Raw genomic sequence first — 21597 nt, forward strand, 5'->3', positions numbered from 1 at the left:
GTAAGTGCTTTTTTTATAGTTAAGTATATGATTGTTTTGAGAAAAGAATCGAATTAAATGGTATATTTACCTATGAAAAAATCAGAAAGATGTGTCGCGAAAGGAAGATAATAATGAAAAGTCCTATCATCGAGTTAAAAGATATATCATTTCAATATCAAGGCGTAGAGTCTTTTGCTTTGACGAATGTTAATCTGACCATCAATAAAGGGGAATGGGTTGCATTAATCGGACCAAACGGATCAGGGAAGTCAACTTTAGCAAAAATTATGAATGGTCTTTTGGTGCCTGAAAGTGGAAAAGTATTTATCAATGGTAAATTACTAGATGAAGAAACCGTTTGGGAAGCTAGAAGATCTGTCGGAATGGTCTTTCAAAATCCTGATAACCAATTTGTTGGGGCAACGGTTGAAGACGATGTTGCTTTTGGTCTAGAAAACAATGGAGTTGAACGTCTAGAGATGATTCAACGTGTTGATGAAGCACTTCAACAAGTTAGAATGTCTGATCATAAAAAGAAAGAACCCGCTCGTTTATCTGGTGGGCAAAAACAAAGAGTGGCACTTGCAAGCGTCATTGCTTTACGACCAGATGTAATTTTACTAGATGAAGCAACGGCGATGTTAGATCCTTTGGGTCGCGAAGAAGTGATTGAAGCAATTGAGAAAGTAAAAGAACAATATGATTTAACTGTTATCTCTATCACACATGATATCGATGAAGCTTCCAAAGCAGATCGAATTATTGTGATGAAAGATGGCGAAAAGAAAAGTGAAGGTGTTCCTGCCGATATCTTTAATTTAGGTGAAGGTCTCATTGATATGGGACTAGATTTACCATTCACACAGAAGTTGAAACATGCTTTAATGGAGCGTGGAGTAGATATACCGGATGAATATTTTGATGAGGAGGCTTTATTACAATGGATAATCCAATCGTATTTAACAATGTAGATCATATTTATAATGCGGGTAGTCCATTTGCCGTTTCTGCATTAAAAAATGTGAACTTAAGTATTCCTAAAGGAAAGATTACTGCCATTATCGGACATACTGGGTCAGGAAAATCAACACTTATCCAACATCTAAACGTGTTGTTACGACCAACGCATGGTACTGTAAAGATTAATGATGTAGAAATTACTGCTGATTCAAAAAATAAAAATTTAAAAGCACTGAGAAAACAAGTCAGTGTTGTGTTTCAATTTCCAGAGTCTCAGTTATTTGAAGAAACCGTCTTAAAAGATGTCATGTTTGGACCTTTAAACTTTGATGTATCCGAAGAAGAAGCTGAACGCATTGCGCGTGAGAAACTGTCTTTAGTCGGTTTATCTGAGAATCTTTACGACCGATCTCCGTTTGACTTGAGTGGAGGTCAAATGAGACGTGTCGCTATTGCTGGTGTTCTAGCCTTGGAACCAAGCGTTCTCGTTCTTGATGAACCGACAGCTGGTTTAGATCCAGCGGGTCAGAAGTACATGCTAGAGATGTTTGTAAATTTACATCGCGAACAAAACATCACACTCGTTTTAGTAACACATCAAATGGAAGATGTGGCTTTATATGCCGATAATGTCATTGTGATGGAGAATGGAACAGTGGTTAAGACAGGAGAACCATTAGAAATTTTTAAAGATGAGGATAAACTAGACACATTACAATTATCTCTACCTCATTCGCTACAGTTTTTTAAAGATATTGATACTCAGTTAGAAACAACTTATATAAAAGAGACTCAACCGATTACAGTAGAGCAACTAGCAGATGAGATTGTAAAAATTAAACAATCTCGTACTCTAAAGAGTGAGGTGTCAGAAAATGTTTGATAAATTACTTTTAGGCCGCTATTTACAAGGTAATTCAATAATTCATGAATTAGATCCCCGCACTAAGTTATTAGGTAGTTTCTCTTTCATTGTGATTGTTTTTTTAGCAAATCATTGGCTAGCTTACTTACTCCTTGCAGCATTTGTATTTTTTGTCATCAAATTAAGTAATATTTCTATATCTTACTTTTTACGTGGAATTCGACCAATGTTGTGGATTATTATGTTTACCGTTATATTTCAGATGTTATTTACTGTGGGAGGAACGGTTTATTTCCAATTAGGTCCGATAACAATTACATCTTTAGGGGTAATCAATGCGATTTATATCTTTATGCGATTAGTCTTAATTATTATGATGTCAACCATCTTAACTCTTACAACAGCACCATTAGAATTAACAGATGGTATTGAACACTTATTAAGACCGTTGTCTCGTTTAGGTTTTCCATCACACGAAGTGGCGTTAATGCTCTCCATTGCTTTACGTTATGTTCCTACTTTGATGGATGAAGCGCAAAAGATTATGAATGCTCAAAGAGCTCGAGGGGTAGAATTCGATGAAGGTAGTTTCATTGACCGTGTTAAGGCTATGGTACCCATCTTAATTCCACTGTTCGTTAGCGCATTTAACCGGGCTGATGAGATGGCGATTGCCATGGAAGCTCGAGGTTATCGAGGTGGGGAAGGTCGGACAAAATATAGACAATTAAAATTCTCAAAAATAGATGCTTATGCACTCTTAACTTTATTATTAGTAACAACGGCGTTAATTGCGATTCGAATATTTATTGGATAATTTGTAATTGGAGGTAAACTGAATGACGACACGTTATGCGTTAAAAATTCAATATGACGGCACTAACTATGTCGGCTATCAAGTGCAACCAAATGGGCCATCGATACAAGAAGCTTTGCAAAAGGCCTTACATATAATGGCAAAGGCTAAACCCGGGGAATTAATTAAGAATTCAACATCGGGAAGAACTGATTCTGGTGTTCATGCACTCGGACAAGTCATCCATGTCGATTATCCAGCTAAAATACAGCCTAATTCAATGCGTAAGGCATTGAACAGTATCTTAGACCAATCTATTCGAATCGTCGATGTAGCGCAAGTATCGGATGAATTTCATGCTCGCTATCATGCCATCGGTAAAGAGTATCAGTATCGGATAGATATTAATGATTTTCCCGATCCGTTCAAGCGATTATACACGAGTCATCATCCGTATGCTTTTAATTTGGAACGAATTCAAGAGGCGCTTAAGATTATTGTTGGTGAACATGATTTTACAAGTTTTTGTTCTACGAAAACTGACATTGAGAATAAAGTGCGCCATGTGTTAGAAGCTGAAGCTTGGATAGATGAAGCGAAGAACGAATTAGTCTTCCGTTTTTATGGAAAAGGTTTTTTATACAATATGGTTCGTATACTGGTTGGAACGCTCCTTCAAATTGGAGATGGCTTAAAGCCAGTGGATGAGATGCAAAGGCTATTAGAAGTAAAAGACCGAAATGAAGCGGGACCAACAGCGCCACCGAATGGCCTGTTCTTAATGCGTGTTGATTATGAAGTGGATCCATTTAAATAACTTTCAAACTGACCTATGAGTGAAGATCATAGGTTTTTTTATTCACAAAAATATACCTGACCGAAATATTAGCCAGGAACAAAATTATTTAGAATATTGAAAAACTTCTCTAGGTGTTCCGTCTTCAATGATAATATCACCGCAATGTTGAAAACCAAATTTTTCGATTAAAGCAATCATAGAAGTATTCTTTCGATGTGTATCGATTTTTATATTGTCGTAATGATCTATGACATACTGCATACAAAAGCTTCCGGCACCATTAATCTGTTGATTAGAAGCAATTCGGTGAATAGTAACATAAGGACGATCATTAAGCCACTTGCCATTGATTTCTTGATAGGTTGGATCTTCGCCACTTTGAATACACATTGTAGCAACAATTGTTTCCTCTGGTAAGTCCGTTTGGTCCTGATCGTCTATCACACAAACATAACTATGGTTATTTAAGATATCTGTTTCAATATCACTAGCTGCGGGATAATGATTTGGCCATTGAATATTGTTCCCATTCTTTCTTTGTAATTGTCTGCCGTATTCAATCACTTTCATAACTTCAGGAATTTCACTTTTCTTCGTTTGTCTTATGTACATTATTACCCTCTTTTCGATTTTTGTGGTATGTTTATAAAGTATTTAAATTAATTTACCCATTTAAACATTCAATTAATATTTATTAAATGGTATCATATGAGTAGCTAATTATTAGTATAATTAAGGAGAGAAATTAATGCAATATATTACTGAGAACCAAGCAATCCGTTTAGCCGCTGATTATATCAAAGATCCAGCCCAAAAATATATCGTTTATAATATCCGTCGTCGTAATTACTTATTACACGATTATTATAAATTCTTCTTCCGTTTTAGCCGTCGTGAATCGGTTTGGAATACACCATTGTTTAATATTGAAGACATTGCATCTGATTTAACCAATGAAGAAACAGTTGCGAAAGAAATCTTTGCAACTATCAACAAAAATGTGGATGATACGTTAAGTTTAAAACATAAGAAAGATTTTTCACTTAGAGATTGTGAAGTATTATTAAACTATTACTTTAATGGTAAAACTTATATCGCATTCTACGATTATTATTTAGGTCGCGTTGTATTAATTAAAGAACGTGATAAATCGAATGATTTCGGTGAATTAATTGGAAGTCGATACCAATTAATCGGTAACTTGCATACCATTATTAATAAATCAATTGAACTTTCGGATGGCTTACTAGAAAGATTCATGAGTGAGTTAATCAATGATTTTACACCAATTAGAGAAATTGATGGTTTTGAAGAGTTAAACACAACGCTTCATGCATATATCGTTGAAGAGATTAGTAAAATTGACTCATGGGTTAAAGAAGAAAAAACAAAAGCATAATCATATAAGAAAAGGCAGAAGAACATGAAGTACTTCTGCCTTTTGTGTATCTACGATTACTTATTTTGCAATATTTCGAACAAATTCGCGCATGTCAGAAACCTCTATAGTAGTATCGTGTAATCTTTCTGCCTCTAGTAAACCTTCAATTGCTGGTGGATACGGGATATTTGATAATTCATTTAATTTATCTAAAAGTTCTCGATCTGTTAACGTTTCAGCTTCAACACCAAGCGCAACTAAAACAGCCTCAGGAAATTTGTAAGGGCTGGCAGTTGAAACAATAACAGCAGGGTTCGTTGAAAGTCCTTCTTGGTTGAGATTGCGCCATGCTCTAGAAGCCACTGCTGTGTGGGTATCCATAATATAGCCGGTTTTTCTGTAAACAATATTAATTTCCTCTTTAGTTTGAGCTTCGGTCACATAGTCAGATAGGAAACTTGAAAAATGCGCCTGCTCCTCGTCTGTTAAAGTATAGTGACCCTTAGTGTCTAATTGTTCCATTAAGTCGCTTAAACGCTCGCTATCTTCATTTACAGCATGATAGACGAGACGTTCTAAATTACTAGAAACTAGAATGTCCATTGAAGGAGAAATCGTTAATATAAAGTCACGTTGACGGTTATATTCACCGTCTTGGAAGAAATCATAAAGCACTTTATTATCATTTGAAGCACACAGTAGTTTACCAATTGGTAGACCTGAACGTTTAGCGTAGTAACCAGCGAGTATATTACCAAAATTCCCTGTGGGTACACTAAAATCAATTTCACTGCCTGCATCAATCTTCCCTTGCTTCACAAGTTGAGCGTATGCATAAAAATAATACACAATTTGTGGGACTAAACGGCCGATATTCATAGAATTTGCTGAAGAAAATTGGCTGTCAGACGATTGAAGTTCATCACGCAGAACTGAATCATTAAATAAGTTTTTCACTTCAGTTTGGGCATCATCAAAGTTTCCAACGATAGAAACTACGTGTGTATTATCTCCTGTTTGCGTAAGCATCTGTTGCTCCTGAATGGAACTCACACCACCCTTAGGATAGAAGACGATGATTTTAGTTCCGGGAACATCTGAGAATCCAGCCATTGCTGCTTTACCAGTATCACCAGAGGTCGCCGTTAAGATTAGGATATCATTGTAATTATTATTAATCTCAGCAGAAGTTTTCATTAAGTGGGGTAATATCGATAAGGCCATATCTTTAAAAGCAATCGTTGATCCATGGAATAATTCCAGGTGATAATGCTTCTCATCAATGTCTACTACCGGTGCAATCACTTCTGTGTCAAATTTATTATCATAGGCTAATTCAATACAACGTTTTAGCTGCTTGTCCGAAAAGTCGGATAGAAATGGTTTTAAAATAAAGTGAGCCATTTCTTGATAAGTATATTGACTGAGTATTTCCCAATTTAAGTCAAAACTTGGGAAGGATTCTGGAACGTATAAACCACCATCGGTAGCAAGTCCTTGGAGTATAGCTTGAGAGGGTGTTACGATGTTCTTCGAGTTACGGGTACTTTTATAATTCATATTCTCACCTTTTTCTCATTTTATATCATTCAAATTATACTGAAAAAGTTTACTTTCAGCAATGTTTAAGTAAAAATTCAATAGAATTATATAAAGGTACATAATTAAGTTTGGAAATACAACCGATTACAAAGTCAGTGAAATAGTTTTTTCAACGAGTGTGTATATTAGAACTTAATGTGGAATAATGCTAAAATGTACGAAATAAGAAAGGATGATTGCCATGTTAGTGTCAACAACTGGAAAAGTAAAAAGAGACTTTAAACAAAATATTTTGACAGATAATAAAGATAAAGTCATCACTGTTTGGAATGTAAGTTATGAGATTAGAAGCAAGGAAATTACGGGAACGATTGAAGCTAATTACCTAACACATCAATCAGAAGCCGACGTTACTCCAGAATTAATTCGTGGTTTTGCTGAATTTCAAGGCACCATCGATGGTAAGCAGGGAAGCTTCACAGCTCAGGAAGATGGTCGGGTACAAAATAATATATTGAAAATCAACGGTAGAATTATTGATGCGAGTGAAGAACTAAGTATGTTAGTCGGTCGTTACGACTATGATGGTATTCTTTCGGAAAGTGTTTATGAAATTAATTTTGATATTGAGTTTTAAGTAGGAAAGTTGGCACTTTTGTAACAATCAACTTAATTTTTTGGACTAAGTATCATGAAAGGAAGAGGAAAGTGTATGTTAAAAAAATATGATTTCGATGATATTGATGATCGCTATGACAATTTTAAACGGTCGAATCTAGGGGAAGAAATTGATAAGTTACAAAGAATCGTCCAAAGATTAAAGATACCTGTGCTCATCCTAGTGGATGGTTGGGAGAGCTCAGGGAAGGGCGACATTATTAATGATTTAACAAGAGAATTAGACCCGCGTTATGTCAAAGTTGAACTATTTGACAGTCGGTCTGATGTTGATTATCTACATCCAAGCGTGTGGCGTTTTTGGCAAAAACTACCAAGTCACGAAGAAGTCGTCGTATTTGATCAAAGTTTTTACTCACAGGTTATGAACAAAGATGAACGATCGAGTGATAAATTAAAGCAAAGAACTGAAGAATTATTAAACTTAGAACATATGCTTCTGGATGATGGCACTATTGTTATTAAATTCTTTTTACATATTAAAGAAAAAACCCAAAGTAAAAATATAGAAGCTTTAGAAGATTCTAAATTCCGTCAATTTTTACTATCAGATAATGATTATAAACAAAACAAAAACTATGAAGAATATTTAGAATGGTTTGATAAAGTCTTAAAGAAAACAGATGTGCCTGAAAGTCCATGGAATATAATTAATGCAGAAGACAGAAAGTTAGCAGCTAAGACTGTTTTAGGTATTACGCTCGAAGAAATCACATCAGGGATTGAACGAGTGACTTTAGCAAGAGAGCGAGCAGATAAATCGGATCGTAAATATTATATAGAAGATACCCAGTTAGATGAGTTTGATTTATCTAAGACAATCTCAGATAAAGAGTACGACAAAGAATTAGAAATTTTACAAAAGGAAGCTGCTGATTTAGTTTATGATTGTTATACGAAAGATATTGCTATTATTACTGCTTTTGAAGGGGTAGATGCGGCTGGTAAGGGTGGAGCAATCCAAAGATTGACGCGCCATATTGATCCTCGAAGTTATACGATTCATGGAATTAAAGCACCGACAGATTTAGAAAACAGCTATCATTATTTATGGCGTTTTTGGACCAAATTCCCCAAAGATGGAGACATGGCCATCTTTGACCGAAGCTGGTATGGTCGTGTTCTCGTTGAACGAATCGAAGGGTTTGCTTCAGAGTCAGAATGGGAACGCGCTTATGATGAGATTAATCATACGGAAAAAGTATTAACAGATCACGGAAGTATTGTGATGAAATTCTTTATGTATATTGATGAAGATGAGCAAAAAGAGCGTTTTGAAGATCGCCAAGAAGAACCAGATAAGAATTATAAAATTACCGAAGATGATTGGCGCAATCGAAGCCAGTGGGATGAATATATTGCTGCTTATGAAGAGATGCTAGATCGTACCCATACGGCTAACGCTCCGTGGTATATTGTTGCGACTAATCAAAAGAAATTTGCCAGAATTGAAGTATTAAAGCACTTTATTAATCATATTAAAGAGCATTTAAGTGAGTTACCAGAGTCATAAGCATCAAAATTATAACTTAATATTAATTTAAAATGAGAAAAGTGTTGTCTTTTCTCATTTTATTGTATAGAATATAATTTAGAATACAAATTTTATAAGAAGAGGAGGATAATAATGGGAGATACAGAAAGCAACTTACAATTAGATAACGACAGTCGATTAATGGTGGCAGGCCTATTATTACTCGGCCTGCCGGAAAAATTTAACTTATAAAATTTGGAGGAAATTATGAATATTAAAATTAAACAAATAGGGAAACACATTATTACAGGAGTCACTATAGCATCTGCACTTCTATCACCAGTCTTAACTTCAGCACAAGATACCGTAAAAATTGGTGCTAACTATGAATTATCCGGGGACGCTGCGTCTTATGGGACTCAAATGTTAGAAGGTTTAGAGTTAGCTGTTGAAGAAGTGAATGCCAATGGTGGAGTACTTGATGGTCAAGAAATTGAGATTGTGAGTTATGATAATCAAAGTAACGTGACTGAGTCTGCATCTGTTGCTCAAAGGTTAGTAGCTGAAGGAGTTGTTGGAGTGGTCGGACCGGCAACAACAGGAAACACAGAGGCGCAACTGCCAATTTTCACAGAGGCGAACATTCCAATGGTATCTCCATCAGCAACCGATGATGACATTACTTTTGATTCAGCGGGAGATGTATTAGAATATTTCTTTAGAGTATGCTTCAATAACTCATATCAAGGTAGTGCCGGTGCAACTTTTGCTGCTGAAGATTTAAGTGCAACAAATGCAATCGTATTTGTCGATCAATCTTCGGATTATTCTCGCGGATTAGCTGATAACTTTAATTCTGAATTTGAAAGTAGTGGTGGAACAATTGTTAATGAAGATTCATTTACAGCTGGAGACACAGACTTTTCTGCCATTCTAACAACAGCGTTGACACAAGACTTTGATGTTATTTATATTCCAGCATATTATACTGAAGCAGGATTAATTATTAAACAAGCCCGCGAGATGGGGATTGAGCAACCAATTATTGGACCTGACGGATTCTCAAGTGAAGTTTTATTAGACCTTGCTGGAACAGAGAACGCAAACGATATCTACTATACTGACCACTTCTCAAACGAAAGTGAAGAAGAGTCGGTTCAAGATTTCCTTACTGCCTTTGAAGAGAAGTACGGCAAAGAGGGGGGAACATGGAATGCGCTAGGTTATGATGCAGCAATGCTAATTATTGATGCAATCGAGCGTAGCGGTTCAACAGATCCCCAAGCGATTACAGATGCAATTGCTGATACAACAGAATTTGCAGGAGTGACAGGAACATTCGCGATTGATGAAAACCATAACCCAGTTAAACCAGCGGTTATGATTGAACTACAAGAAGGCGAAATTGTATCGGCTGAGAACGTATCAGCAGAATAATAAGTATTATATACACGCAGAAGGCATTGTCCTTCTGCTTTTTTAGTGTAAAAATATAATATTCAATACAAAAAAGCTGAGATGTAATTACCTCTCAGCCGGAATAGTTAATGATTATAGTAATGATTCTGCTAAATCAATCGAAGCACGAATACTTTCAGCTGAGACATTTAATTTCTCAGTTTCCCATTCATTTAATGGCACTTCAAATCGTTTAGTCCAACCTTGACGTGTAATCACCGTAGGTGTACTAAATGCCACAGGTCGTTCTGTATTGTATTCTCCCTCGAGTAACGGTGTACTAATCGGATAAATTGAATGTTCATCCAAGAGAATTGCCCGAGCTAGTTCAATCGATGATTGCGCCACTGCCGCGTTTGTTACTCCAAATTTGTTATCGAATACTTCATAAGCTGCTTGAACAACTTTTTCTTGAACTTCATCAGCAGTTAACGGTTCAATATCAGGGAAATGCTTTGATAATTGGTCATAAGGAATACCAGCAACACTTAAACGGCTTAAGATTGGTACAGCACTATAACCATGCTCACCCATCATGTATCCATTGACTGATTTAGGATCAACGTTGTAATGCTTACCGATGATATAACGTAATCTTGCAGAATCTAACATGCATCCAGTACTCATCATACGTTCTTTTGGATATGAGAATTCATTCGCAGCCATATAAATGACAGTATCAGCTGGATTCGTAATAAAGATAATAATTGCTTCCTGAGTGACTTCACTAATGTTTTTCATAATTGAACGAATAATTGAAGCATTGTTCGTTATTAATTGTTGACGGTCCGCTGGCACTTCACCTTTGGGATAGACGTGTGTTGCTGATACGATGATAACATCCGCATCACTTAAATCATTATAAGCATTTGATGAGTAGATGTTGACGTTTGGACGAGAAAGTAATCCAGTTGCATGATCTTGGTCTAAAGCTTCACCGAAAGCTAGTTCTTCTCTAGAATCTATAACGACAATTTCTCCAAATAAGTTAGAAGAACTTGCGTATGCTAAGACATGCTCTCCTACGTGCCCAACTCCGATAATCCCTAATTTTTGTGACTTCATTTTCAAGCTCCTTTAAATTAAAATTTTAATAATATTCTTATTTAAACATATAAAAACTGTTTTTTAAAGAAATAATTAATATAAAGTATACTATATGAGTATAACTCAGCAAATTTCACTATTATATGAAAAGTGAATGAGATTATAGTTAAAAAAATGTTGACTTAATCTAATTAATCGTTTATTATAAATCTAACAACAAAAGATAAGAGGGAATCACATGAAGAAAAGTGTATTAAACGTTCAAAATATTATTATTAGCATTATCATTAGATAGTGTTTGTAGCTAGATGATTAGGTGCAAACACGGCTTCGGTTGTTTGTGTCTATGAGGTGCTAGTTATTTTGATGCCCACATAGATTGATATCTAGAGTGAGTATATTTGATGCACTTTTTTAAAGTGACCCAAGAAACCTGACCTAGATAATCTGTCTAGGTCAGGTTTTTTGTTGAAAAATTATTCTTGAGGAGGAGTACAAAATGAAATTAAGAAAATTAGCGTTGTCTTTATTAACAGGATTAGCAGTCGGGTCGAGTTTGTTAGGAGCAGGTCAAGTATTAGCGCAAGATACTGTAAAAATCGGTGGAAACTTTGAATTAACTGGAGATGCAGCGGCTTACGGAACACCCATGTCAGAGGCGGCAAAATTAGCAGTTAAAGAAGTAAATGAAAATGGTGGAGTATTAGGTGGTGAGGTTGAATACGTAGAGTATGATAATACATCAGATTTAACCGAAGCTGCTTCAGTTGCTCAGCGATTAGCATCTGAAGACGTTGTCGGAATTGTAGGACCAGCAACAACAGGTGACTCTAACGCACAAATTCCAGTCATTCAAGAAGCAGCAGTTCCAGCAATTTTACCAGCAGCAACGGGGAATGGTATGACATTAGACGATAATGGAGATGTGTTTGAGTATTTATTCCGTGTAGCATTTGAAGATGCATTCCAAGGCCGTGCGGCAGCAACATATGTTACTGAAACATTAGGTGCACAAACAGCAGCATTATTCGTTGACCAATCTACGGACTATGCGACAGGGCTAGAGCAGGCATTTACTGAAGAGTTTGAAGCTTTAGGAGGACAAGTTGTTACAACTGAATCATTCCAATCAGGCGATAATGATTTTACAGCATCGTTAACATCATTACTATCTCAAGAGTTTGATGTACTTTATGTACCTGGTTACTATACAGAAGTTGGTTTATTAATTAAACAAGCACGTGAATTAGGAATTACACAACCGATTGTCGGAGGGGACGGTTTAGGTAACCAAACTTTAGTTGACTTAGCAGGTGCAAGTAACGTTAATGATGTTTATTACACAGCTCACTATTCTCCCTTAAGTGACGACGAAGATTTACAAGATTTTTTAACAAAGTTCGAAGAAGAATATGGTAAACAAGCGGATCAATTCGCAGTGTTAAGTTATGATGCGACAATGTTATTATTAGATGCTGTTGAGCGTGCTGGATCAGCTGATCGTCAAGCAGTTACAGATGCTTTAGCAGCGACGGAAACATTTGATGGGTTAACGGGTACGTTCTCAATTGACGAAGATCATAACCCAGTTAAAGAAGTTTTAATGTTGCAATTAACAAATGGTGAAGTTGAAAACGTAGAAGCTGTTAATGTTGGTGAATAGTAACGTGTTTTAAGACATAGACTGTAAGCTATTAACATGCTTGTTATTAGCCTACAGTCTTTTTATTAGAATTAAATTAGAAACATTCAATAAAATATATAATTTGTAGAAGTGTAGCGTAAAAAGGATAAAGACAGAAAAATGAAACGGTTACATTTGTTTTTGATTGGAATTATTAGAGAAAAGCTAATTTATTTAAGAAAACCGGTTGTAAAATTAGAAAGTCTATATTATACTCTTATAAATTATTAAATTTTAACAAGAAAGGAATTTTATTATGCAACTATTTTTGCAGCAACTAGTAAATGGTGTTGCTTTAGGTAGTATATACGCATTGATGGCCTTAGGTTATACAATGGTATATGGTACGATTAAATTAATTAACTTTGCACATGCCGATATATTTATGATGGGTGCCTTTGTAGGGTATTACTTAGTCACAGTTTTAGAGATGAACTTATTCTTAGCAATGTTAATTGCTATGATATTTTGTGCAATTTTAGGAGTCGTAATTGAACGTGTTGCATATAAGCCTTTACGTAATTCAACTCGTGTAGCTTCTCTGATTACAGCAATTGGGGTATCGTATTTTCTACAGAATATTATGATTTATTTCTTAGGTCCGGAAGTTAGAGCTTTTCCATCGCCACTTGAGACTTCAATCTATCGTATAGGTAATATTGTAATTAACTCAAAACAAATTTTAGTATTTGCTATTACAGTGATTTTAATGATCTTACTGTATACGATTGTTCAACGATCAAAAATGGGGAAAGCAATGCGAGCTGTTGCCGTCGATTCAGAAGCGTCACAGTTAATGGGGATTGACGTGAACCGCGTTATTTCCTTTACATTCGCCTTAGGTTCAGGACTTGCAGGTATTGCAGGTGTCCTAGTTGGTGTTTATTATAATTCAATTTCTCCTGGTATGGGTACAGCTTTAGGTCTAAAAGCCTTCGTAGCTGCCGTAGTTGGTGGGGTTGGGTCAATTCCTGGAGCAATGGTTGGTGGATATGTCATTGGTATCCTAGAAACAATCGTTACTTTCATGGGTGGGTCAATGTATAAAGACGCCGTAGTTTATGGTTTATTAATTGTAATCTTACTTGTACTTCCTTCAGGGTTGTTCGGTAAGAATGTTAAAGAGAAAGTTTAGGTGATAACATGCAGAGAATACATTTACGAAGTATATCATGGTTAGCGCTAGCGCTCTTTGGTTTTGCAGCAATCTTCTTCCTAACTTCGACAGGCGTTATTAATCCATTCTACCGAATTACGTTGATGACAATTATGTTGAACATTATTTATGCCGCAGGTTTAAACCTTATCTTAGGAGTGGCCGGTCAATTCTCATTAGGACATGCCGGTTTTATTGCTATTGGAGCTTATTCAGCTGCCATCTTTACAAAAGAAATGGACAATAGTACATTAGGTTTATTTGTTGGGATTGCAGTCGGAATGGTCATTGCAATGATCATGGCATTATTAGTTGGTGTCCCTACTTTAAGACTGAAGGGTGATTACTTAGCTATCGCAACACTTGGTGTTAGTGAGATTATCCGTGTTCTAATTAATAATTTACGTGATATTACAAATGGTCCAGCAGGTATCAGTGGTATTCCATTAGTAACAACTTGGGAGTTAGTTTATATCTTCTTAATTATCATTGTAACGATTATTGTATGTTATACATATAGTAGTAGTGGACGTGCCACTTTAGCAATCAATCAAAACGAAATTGCTGCTGAGGCCATGGGAGTGAGTGTTACTAAATATAAAGTTATGGCTTTTGTTATTGGAGCAATGACGGCAGCTGTTGGTGGGTCACTTCAAGCGACATTCATTGGTATCGTAACGCCAAGTGATTATACATTTAACCGTTCAATTGATGTATTAATCATTGTCGTATTTGGTGGTATTGGTAGTTACACTGGTACTTTCATTGCTGCGATATTATTAGGATTACTTAACTTATTCCTTCAAGACTATGGTCAATTGCGTATGGTTATTTATGCCGTTGCCTTAGTGCTAATTATGATTTTCCGCCCAGGAGGGTTATTAGGAACTTGGGAATTCAAATTTGGTAGTATCGTGGACAGATTATTTGGAAGTAAAGATAAGGAGGCAGTTTCATGAGTCTATTAGAAGTCGATAAATTAACAAAAAACTTCGGTGGATTAGCAGCCGTATCAAATGTTTCCTTAGAGTTGAACGAGGGTGAATTAGTTGGATTAATTGGCCCTAACGGAGCAGGGAAGACAACATTCTTCAACCTTTTAACTGGCGTATATAAACCAACAGAAGGAACAATTAAATTAAAAGTTGATGACGAAATGAAAGAACTAAATGGTAAGCGACCAGATAAAATTAACGGAATGGGCCTAGCAAGAACATTCCAAAACATTCGCTTATTCCCAGATATGACTGTACTTGAAAATGTTCAAGTAGCGATGCACCGAGAAGATGGGAATTCTATGTTCTCAAGTATTTTTAGAACATCTGCTTATTATGAAACAGAAAAAAATATGCGTGAGGAAGCTTTTGAGTTACTTTCAATCTTTGATTTGGCTAAACATGCTAATGATAAAGCGAGAAACTTAGCTTATGGGCAACAAAGACGTTTAGAAATTGTCCGTGCGTTAGCAACTAAACCCAAAATCTTATTCTTAGATGAGCCAGCAGCCGGAATGAATCCGAATGAAACCGCAGATTTAACATCATTAATTGCGCAAATCCGTGAGCAATTTAACTTGACGATTGTGTTAATAGAACACGATATGTCTCTAGTTATGGATATTTGCCAAAGAATTTATGTACTGGAATATGGACGATTGATTGCTGAAGGTACACCGAAAGAAATTCAATCAAACGAAGATGTTGTTCGTGCATACTTAGGAGGGGATAGTTAATGTTAAAAGTAAATAATCTCCAAGTAAACTATGGAATGATTAACGCGGTTCGTAACGTGAGTTTTGAAGTTAATGAAGGTGAAATCGTTACTTTAATTGGAGCCAATGGAGCAGGTAAATCGACGATTCTTAGAACAATTTCTGGTTTAGTTAAAGCTGCTGGTGGATCGGTTGAATATGAAGGTAAAAACTTAGAAAGATATTCACCAAAAAAGATTGTTGAAGCAGGAATCTCTCAAGTGCCTGAAGGCCGCCACGTATTTAAAGGCTTAAGTGTTAAAGAGAATTTAGAATTAGGCGCGTTTTTACGTAAAGATAAGGATCAAATTGAAGAAGACTTACAAAACGTTTATAAACGATTCCCAGTATTAAGTGAACGACTGAAACAAGATGCTTCAACTTTATCTGGTGGAGAGCAACAAATGTTAGCTATGGGTCGTGCACTGATGTCTAAACCTAGATTATTATTATTAGATGAACCATCAATGGGACTCGCACCAATCTTTATTAAAGAAATCTTTAGTATTATTGAATCCATCCAAAAACAGGGAACAACCGTGCTTTTAATTGAACAAAATGCTAAAATGGCATTGCAGATAGCTACACGAGGCTACGTGTTAGAGACTGGTAAAGTTGTTTTGTCTGGATCTGGTGAAGAGTTATTAGCAAGTGATGAAGTTCATAAAGCATATTTAGGAGGATAAAAATGTACGTAAAAGATTATATGACAGCAGAATTAATTACGATTACTCCTCAGACTTCTGTGACTGAGGCTCAAGATTTATTACGTAAACATGATATTAATCGTCTACCAGTTTTAAAAAATGACAAGCTTGTTGGTTTAGTAACTAAAGATTTAATTAATCGTAACTTACCATCGAACGCGACAAGTTTAAGTCGTAATGAAATTAACTATTTATTAGAGAAAACAACTGCAGAAGATATTATGGCTACAAAATTACACTCAGCAAATCCAGATACACTATTGGATCATGCAGCGACAATTATGTCTGAAAATAATTTAGGTGTCTTAGTTGTCTTAGAGAACGAAAGATTAGTCGGAGTCATTACAGACAAAGATATCTTTAATGCATTCGTGGATATATCAGGAACGCGCGAACCTGGGACGACTATAGTTGTTGAGTTAGACAAAGACCGTGAAGGTGTGATTGAAGAAATTGGTGATGCCTTAGTTGAGTCAGATAATAACCTAACTCATATGATTGTTTACTATCATCTTGAGAATTCAATTCGAATTGTCATCAGTGTGAATACAGATAGAGTGGATAATTTAGTTCAAGCTATTGAAAAGCGTGGTTATGAAGTTAAATCAGTAACAAAAAAACCAAATTAAGATATAGAGAAAGGCCGTTCCAAACGAAGTTGTTTGAGACGGCCTTTTAAATATTTATAACAGTTCTTGAATATCTTTTTTGAAACTTATAGGTTTAGTTGTTGGTGGATATCTTTTTACTACCTTACCTTGACGGTCAATTAAAAATTTTGTGAAATTCCATTTAATATCATTGTTAAGTAAGCCGCCTTTTTCCTGTTTTAACCATTGGAACACAGGCTCAGCGTTCTTCCCATTGACATTCACTAATTCATTCAATGGAAACGTCACACCAAAATTAATCTCACAACTTTCTGCCATAGAATCATTGGTTTGATCTTCTTGTTTAAATTGATTGCTCGGAAAGCCAATGACGGTAAAATCTTGTTCTTTGAATTCTTGGTAAAGTGCTTCTAGCTCTTCGAATTGAGAATTGAGACCACATTGTGTGGCAGTATTCACAATCAATAAAACGTGATTATTGTAATCATTCAATCGATAGGGATCACCATTGCTTCGAATAAGTGAAAAGTCAGGTAGTGGCATAATATCTCCTTCTCTAATTAAAGTTATCTTATAGATCTACGTTATGATAAACCTTCTGAACATCCTCGTCATCTTCAAGTGCATCAATGAGTTTTTCAAACTGAACTAAATCATCTTCCCCAAGTGATACTTCTGATTTAGGAAGCATTTCTAATTCAGCAACTTCGAACTTATCAATTCCAAATGCTTCAAGTGCGTCTTTAATATGGCTGAAATCTGTTGGTTCACCATAAACAACGACTTGGTCATCTTCTTGTTGAACGTCACGGACGTCAACATCAGCTTCGAGTAAAGCCATCATTATTTCTTCAGCATCTTGATTAGCAATTACAAATACAGCTGTGTTATCAAATAAATAACTAACTGAACCACTGACACCCATGTTACCGCCGTTTTTACCATATAAAGAGCGGACATTTCCAGCAGTACGATTTACATTATTCGTTAAGGCATCTACGATAACCATTGAACCACTTGGACCGAAGCCTTCGTAACGTAATTCTTGGAATTGCTCATCATCTGACCCTTTTGCTTTATCTACAGCGCGATCGATAATATGTTTAGGTACATCATAAGTCTTTGCACGTTCAATCGCAAATTTTAGTTTTTGGTTTAAATCGGGATCAGGTTCACCTGATTTTGCTGCTGCATAGATTTCAATACCAAATTTCGCATAGACACAGGAAGTGTCTTGGTCTTGTTTCGCTTTCTTTTCTCTGATATTCATCCATTTACGTCCCATTAACTTCACTTCTCTTTCTTAGTTTATCTTATATTATTATAACCATAGTTTCTTAAATTGTTAAATAATAAATTGATGAGTATAATTAAGATAAAAGTATACACCTAGAATGCGATGATGACAAGTTTGAGAGTCAGTGGGTCAAGAACGAATTTTTAATATAAAATGCATATTTATATTAAAATAATGAGGTATATAAAGTAGCAGTAAAAATTAAAAGTAGGTGGATTGTTTTCTCTCTCTTAATTATCAATCTTTAATTGATAACTATAATGCTGAATTTAATGCACTTTACCAAAATGAATCTTGATTATCAAGTGGTTCTAGGGGCGGGGGTAGCCGGGGCACGTCATTATTAGCCAGTCGAGTAAATAAAGCGATTAAGTTATAAGGAGTGCCCAAAGAGGCGATTATCCTAGAGAATCAGGCGACGAATACAGAAGAGGACATCTTATGTTCATATGCTAAGATGACGTCGCAAAAGCTCAAATTTTCGGTTGTAACGAGTGCTTATCATGTCTTTAGGGCTTTATTAATTATTTATAGTTTAACGACACATGTATGTAAAAATAATCATCACTTTTGCAGTGATATACATATTGATAAATACGGTAATTTTGTTGCTGTTATAAGTTAATACAAAAAGGATGTTAAATGAGTCTTGAAACTCAACTAACATCCTTTTTTGTTTATAGGGCGAAGTAATTATCTGTCACCGTTATAAATAGTATTACGAACTAAAACATAATCAACGTGACGAATCGCTTCCAATTTGTTACCACCGGCATAAGAGATGGCTGATTGTAAGTCTTGTTGCATTTCTACTAATGTATCAATTAATTTTCCGCGTGCACGGATCATTTCGATTTTTCCTTCGACGTTTTTGTGTTCACCTTTTTGATGTTCAGATGCACTACCGAAGTATTCTTTGTACATTTTACCATCGATTTCGCGAGATTTTCCTGGGCTTTCTTCGTGTGCTGCAAATAATGATCCAATCATTACCATTGAAGCACCGAAACGTACAGCTTTAGCAATATCACCATTGTGACGGATACCACCATCAGCAATAATTGGTTTTGTTGCAGCTTTCGCACAAGCACGAACAGCAGCTAATTGCCATCCACCTGTACCAAAACCAGTTTTTAACTTAGTAATACATACACGACCAGGTCCAACGCCGACTTTAGTAGCGTCTGCACCAGCGTTTTCTAATTCACGAACAGCTTCAGGTGTACCCACATTACCAGCAATTAGGAAAGTCTCAGGTAAGTATTCTTTAACAAAACGAATCATATCGATAACATATTCTGAATGACCGTGAGCAACATCAATTGTGATATACTCAGGAACAATTTTTTCTTCAGCAAGTTGACGAACAAAGTCATATTCATAGTCTTTGATACCAACACTTATTGATGCAAAGAGTTCTTTTTCGTGCATCATTTTAACGAATGGAATACGTCCTTCTTCGTCAAAACGGTGCATAATATAAAAGTAATCATTCTCAGCGAACCAAACCGCAAGTTCTTCATTCATGACTGTTTGCATATTTGCAGGTACTACTGGAATTTTAAATTCACGTGGACCAAACTTGATAGATGTATCACACTCAGAACGACTTTGTACGATACTCTTGTTAGGAATCATTTGAACATCTTCGAAATCAAAAACTTCCATTATATTAATTAAGTCTCCTTTTAATCTGTTTTAGGCGTTGTATAAAGCTTCCAGACGATTTTGTACATCTTGATCATTAACATATTCTTCATATGTTGAGTTGACACGATCAAATGAACCGTTTGAAGTGACTTCAATCACTCGGTTACATGTTGTATTTAATACTTCAAAGTCATGTGAAGCCATTAAAATGGCACCTTTAAATTTAATTAAACCTTCGTTTAATGCAGTGATTGACTCTAAGTCTAAGTGATTTGTCGGTTGATCTAAGACTAATACGTTTGCTTTAGAAAGCATCATCTTAGAAAGTAGACAACGGACTTTTTCACCACCAGATAATACATTCACTGGCTTCATAACATCTTCACCACTAAACAACATTCTTCCTAAGAAACTTCGTAAGAAAGTATTGTCTTGTTCTTCTTTTGAAGCGTACTGTCTTAACCAATCAACAATAGTTAATTCTACACCATCAAATTCATCACCAGAGTTACGTGGTAAGTAAGTTTGAGAAGTTGTTACTCCCCATTCAACTGTTCCGGTATCTGGTTCCATGTTCCCCATAAGAATTTCAAATAGGGCAGTTGTTGCGTTGTCATTACGACTTGAAAAGGCAACTTTATCTTCACGGCTAAGTGTAAAAGTAATGTTGTCTAATACTTTTTCTCCATCAATGGTTTTTGAAACACCTTCAACGCGTAACAAGTCATTACCAATTTCGCGCTCGGGTGAGAAGCCAACAAATGGATAGCGACGTGAAGAAGGTTGGATATCATCTAAAGTGATTTTATCTAACATTTTTTTACGTGATGTCGCTTGTTTAGATTTAGATGCGTTCGCAGAGAAACGAGCGATAAAGTCTTGTAATTCTTTAATTTTCTCTTCTTTTTTCGCGTTTTGGTCAGCTTGCATTCTTGCAGCTAATTGGCTTGATTGTAACCAGAAATCATAGTTACCTACGAATAGTTTAATCTTACCAAAGTCTACATCCGCCATGTGCGTACAAACTGTATTTAAGAAGTGACGGTCATGGGAAACAACAATCACTGTGTTAGGGAAGTCCATAATGAAATCACTCAACCAGTCAATGGCTTGTGCGTCTAAACCGTTAGTCGGCTCGTCCAGTAATAAGTTATCTGGTTTACCGAATAATGCTTGAGCAAGTAAAACTTTGATTTTATCCGCTTCATTTAATTCACGCATTAATTGATTATGCATGCTTGTATCGATACCTAAACCTTGAAGCATATAACTCGCTTCAGATTCAGCTTCCCATCCGCCCATTTCTGCGAATAGTCCTTCTAATTCACCTGCTCGAATACCATCTTCATCTGTGAAGTCTGGCTTCATATAGATAGCATCTTTTTCTTTCATTGTTTCGTATAATTCTTTATAACCCATCATGACAGTTTCAATCACCGTATGGTCTTCGAAGCCATAATGGTTTTGGCTTAATACAGCCAGACGTTCTTCTGGGTCCATACTAACGTTTCCGGTAGTTGGTGTAACGTCACCAGATAAAATTTTAAGAAATGTTGATTTTCCAGCCCCATTCGCACCGATAACTCCGTAGCAGTTTCCAGGCGTAAACGTAATATTTACTTCATCAAAAAGCTTACGATCTGGGAATTGTAAACTGACGTTAGATACATTTATCATTCTTTTTCCTCCCATTGGAATACTCATTCGTGCCCTTAATACTTTTTGGCACCACCAGATATATTAACACAAAAACTTAATAA

General features: G+C 35.8%; 22 protein-coding genes. 15 read left to right on the forward strand and 7 right to left on the reverse strand.

The window, feature by feature from the left end; all coding sequences use genetic code 11:
• Window positions 1–113 precede the first annotated feature (113 nt).
• Genes ACEN33_RS04370 through truA form a run of 4 tightly spaced genes read left to right on the forward strand, consistent with a single transcriptional unit; the run spans window position 114 to window position 3420 of the window.
• Window positions 114–953 carry an energy-coupling factor ABC transporter ATP-binding protein gene (locus ACEN33_RS04370; protein ID WP_407090540.1) on the forward strand — a complete coding sequence of 280 codons (840 nt, stop codon included), beginning with the start codon at window positions 114–116 and terminating at the stop codon, window positions 951–953.
• Window positions 923–1825, forward strand: a complete 903-nt coding sequence (locus ACEN33_RS04375) for an energy-coupling factor ABC transporter ATP-binding protein (RefSeq protein WP_407090539.1) — start codon at window positions 923–925, stop codon at window positions 1823–1825. Before ACEN33_RS04370 ends, ACEN33_RS04375 begins: the two co-directional genes overlap by 31 nt.
• Window positions 1818–2624, forward strand: coding sequence for an energy-coupling factor transporter transmembrane component T family protein (locus tag ACEN33_RS04380; RefSeq protein ID WP_407094644.1), 807 nt, complete (start codon window positions 1818–1820; stop codon window positions 2622–2624). Before ACEN33_RS04375 ends, ACEN33_RS04380 begins: the two co-directional genes overlap by 8 nt.
• A gap of 22 nt (window positions 2625–2646) precedes the next feature.
• Window positions 2647–3420 carry a tRNA pseudouridine(38-40) synthase TruA gene (truA, locus tag ACEN33_RS04385; RefSeq protein WP_407094645.1) on the forward strand — a complete coding sequence of 258 codons (774 nt, stop codon included), beginning with the start codon at window positions 2647–2649 and terminating at the stop codon, window positions 3418–3420.
• Window positions 3421–3504: 84 nt separating this feature from the next.
• Here the strand turns inward: truA and ACEN33_RS04390 are convergent, their stop codons facing one another.
• Window positions 3505–4014, reverse strand: coding sequence for a hypothetical protein (locus ACEN33_RS04390; protein WP_407094646.1), 510 nt, complete (start codon window positions 4012–4014; stop codon window positions 3505–3507).
• 136 nt (window positions 4015–4150) lie between these two features.
• Between ACEN33_RS04390 and ACEN33_RS04395 the strand changes: the two genes are divergently transcribed.
• Entirely contained in the window at window positions 4151–4801 is a 651-nt protein-coding gene (locus ACEN33_RS04395; protein ID WP_407090536.1) for a hypothetical protein, read from the forward strand.
• Window positions 4802–4861: 60 nt separating this feature from the next.
• Here ACEN33_RS04395 and thrC read toward each other — a convergent pair whose 3' ends face one another.
• On the reverse strand, window positions 4862–6343 hold the full coding sequence (thrC, locus tag ACEN33_RS04400; protein WP_407090535.1) for a threonine synthase: 1482 nt from the start codon (window positions 6341–6343) through the stop codon (window positions 4862–4864).
• Between the two features lie 223 nt (window positions 6344–6566).
• Here thrC and ACEN33_RS04405 point away from each other — a divergent pair, with 223 nt between their 5' ends.
• The 3 genes from ACEN33_RS04405 to ACEN33_RS04415 all read left to right on the forward strand — a co-directional run bounded on the left by ACEN33_RS04405 (window position 6567) and on the right by ACEN33_RS04415 (window position 9914).
• Window positions 6567–6962: a DUF3224 domain-containing protein gene (locus ACEN33_RS04405; RefSeq protein ID WP_197103552.1), complete on the forward strand. Its 396-nt coding sequence runs from the start codon at window positions 6567–6569 to the stop codon at window positions 6960–6962.
• Between the two features lie 75 nt (window positions 6963–7037).
• Window positions 7038–8516 (forward strand): phosphate:AMP phosphotransferase, encoded by a 1479-nt coding sequence (locus tag ACEN33_RS04410; RefSeq protein ID WP_407090559.1) that lies wholly within the window; start codon window positions 7038–7040, stop codon window positions 8514–8516.
• A 228-nt stretch (window positions 8517–8744) separates the two neighbouring features.
• Window positions 8745–9914 (forward strand): ABC transporter substrate-binding protein, encoded by a 1170-nt coding sequence (locus ACEN33_RS04415; RefSeq protein WP_407090558.1) that lies wholly within the window; start codon window positions 8745–8747, stop codon window positions 9912–9914.
• Between the two features lie 114 nt (window positions 9915–10028).
• Here the strand turns inward: ACEN33_RS04415 and ACEN33_RS04420 are convergent, their stop codons facing one another.
• Entirely contained in the window at window positions 10029–11000 is a 972-nt protein-coding gene (locus tag ACEN33_RS04420; protein WP_407090557.1) for a lactate/malate family dehydrogenase, read from the reverse strand.
• Window positions 11001–11481: 481 nt separating this feature from the next.
• Between ACEN33_RS04420 and ACEN33_RS04425 the strand changes: the two genes are divergently transcribed.
• The 6 genes from ACEN33_RS04425 to ACEN33_RS04450 all read left to right on the forward strand — a co-directional run bounded on the left by ACEN33_RS04425 (window position 11482) and on the right by ACEN33_RS04450 (window position 16908).
• Window positions 11482–12645, forward strand: coding sequence for an ABC transporter substrate-binding protein (locus ACEN33_RS04425; RefSeq protein WP_407090556.1), 1164 nt, complete (start codon window positions 11482–11484; stop codon window positions 12643–12645).
• 277 nt (window positions 12646–12922) lie between these two features.
• Window positions 12923–13801, forward strand: a complete 879-nt coding sequence (locus tag ACEN33_RS04430; protein ID WP_407090555.1) for a branched-chain amino acid ABC transporter permease — start codon at window positions 12923–12925, stop codon at window positions 13799–13801.
• An 8-nt stretch (window positions 13802–13809) separates the two neighbouring features.
• A complete protein-coding gene (locus ACEN33_RS04435; RefSeq protein WP_407094647.1) occupies window positions 13810–14781 on the forward strand; it encodes a branched-chain amino acid ABC transporter permease in 972 nt (323 codons plus the stop codon).
• Complete coding sequence (locus ACEN33_RS04440) at window positions 14778–15554, forward strand: ABC transporter ATP-binding protein (RefSeq protein WP_138404360.1); 777 nt, start codon at window positions 14778–14780, stop codon at window positions 15552–15554. The genes ACEN33_RS04435 and ACEN33_RS04440 overlap by 4 nt, the downstream gene beginning before the upstream one ends.
• Window positions 15554–16258, forward strand: coding sequence for an ABC transporter ATP-binding protein (locus ACEN33_RS04445; RefSeq protein ID WP_407090552.1), 705 nt, complete (start codon window positions 15554–15556; stop codon window positions 16256–16258). Before ACEN33_RS04440 ends, ACEN33_RS04445 begins: the two co-directional genes overlap by 1 nt.
• A 2-nt stretch (window positions 16259–16260) precedes the next feature.
• Entirely contained in the window at window positions 16261–16908 is a 648-nt protein-coding gene (locus ACEN33_RS04450; protein ID WP_197103538.1) for a CBS domain-containing protein, read from the forward strand.
• Window positions 16909–16962: 54 nt separating this feature from the next.
• On the opposite strand, the gene ACEN33_RS04455 is transcribed toward ACEN33_RS04450, so the two are convergent.
• Window positions 16963–17433, reverse strand: coding sequence for a glutathione peroxidase (locus ACEN33_RS04455; RefSeq protein WP_338489894.1), 471 nt, complete (start codon window positions 17431–17433; stop codon window positions 16963–16965).
• Window positions 17434–17461: 28 nt separating this feature from the next.
• A complete protein-coding gene (locus ACEN33_RS04460; protein WP_407090551.1) occupies window positions 17462–18175 on the reverse strand; it encodes a YebC/PmpR family DNA-binding transcriptional regulator in 714 nt (237 codons plus the stop codon).
• Between the two features lie 394 nt (window positions 18176–18569).
• On the opposite strand from ACEN33_RS04460, the gene ACEN33_RS04465 reads away from it, so the two are divergent.
• On the forward strand, window positions 18570–18812 hold the full coding sequence (locus tag ACEN33_RS04465) for a YdcF family protein (protein ID WP_407090550.1): 243 nt from the start codon (window positions 18570–18572) through the stop codon (window positions 18810–18812).
• 68 nt (window positions 18813–18880) lie between these two features.
• On the opposite strand, the gene guaC is transcribed toward ACEN33_RS04465, so the two are convergent.
• Window positions 18881–19855: a GMP reductase gene (gene guaC, locus ACEN33_RS04470; protein WP_407094648.1), complete on the reverse strand. Its 975-nt coding sequence runs from the start codon at window positions 19853–19855 to the stop codon at window positions 18881–18883.
• 30 nt (window positions 19856–19885) lie between these two features.
• The gene (locus ACEN33_RS04475; RefSeq protein ID WP_407094649.1) at window positions 19886–21514 is read right to left on the reverse strand and encodes an ABC-F family ATP-binding cassette domain-containing protein; all 1629 of its coding nucleotides are present in this window, start codon (window positions 21512–21514) and stop codon (window positions 19886–19888) included.
• Window positions 21515–21597 lie beyond the last annotated feature (83 nt).

Origin of the sequence: Ruoffia sp. FAM 24228, assembly GCF_045528575.1 — a bacterium.
GTDB classification, from domain to species: Bacteria; Bacillota; Bacilli; order Lactobacillales; family Aerococcaceae; genus Ruoffia; species Ruoffia halotolerans.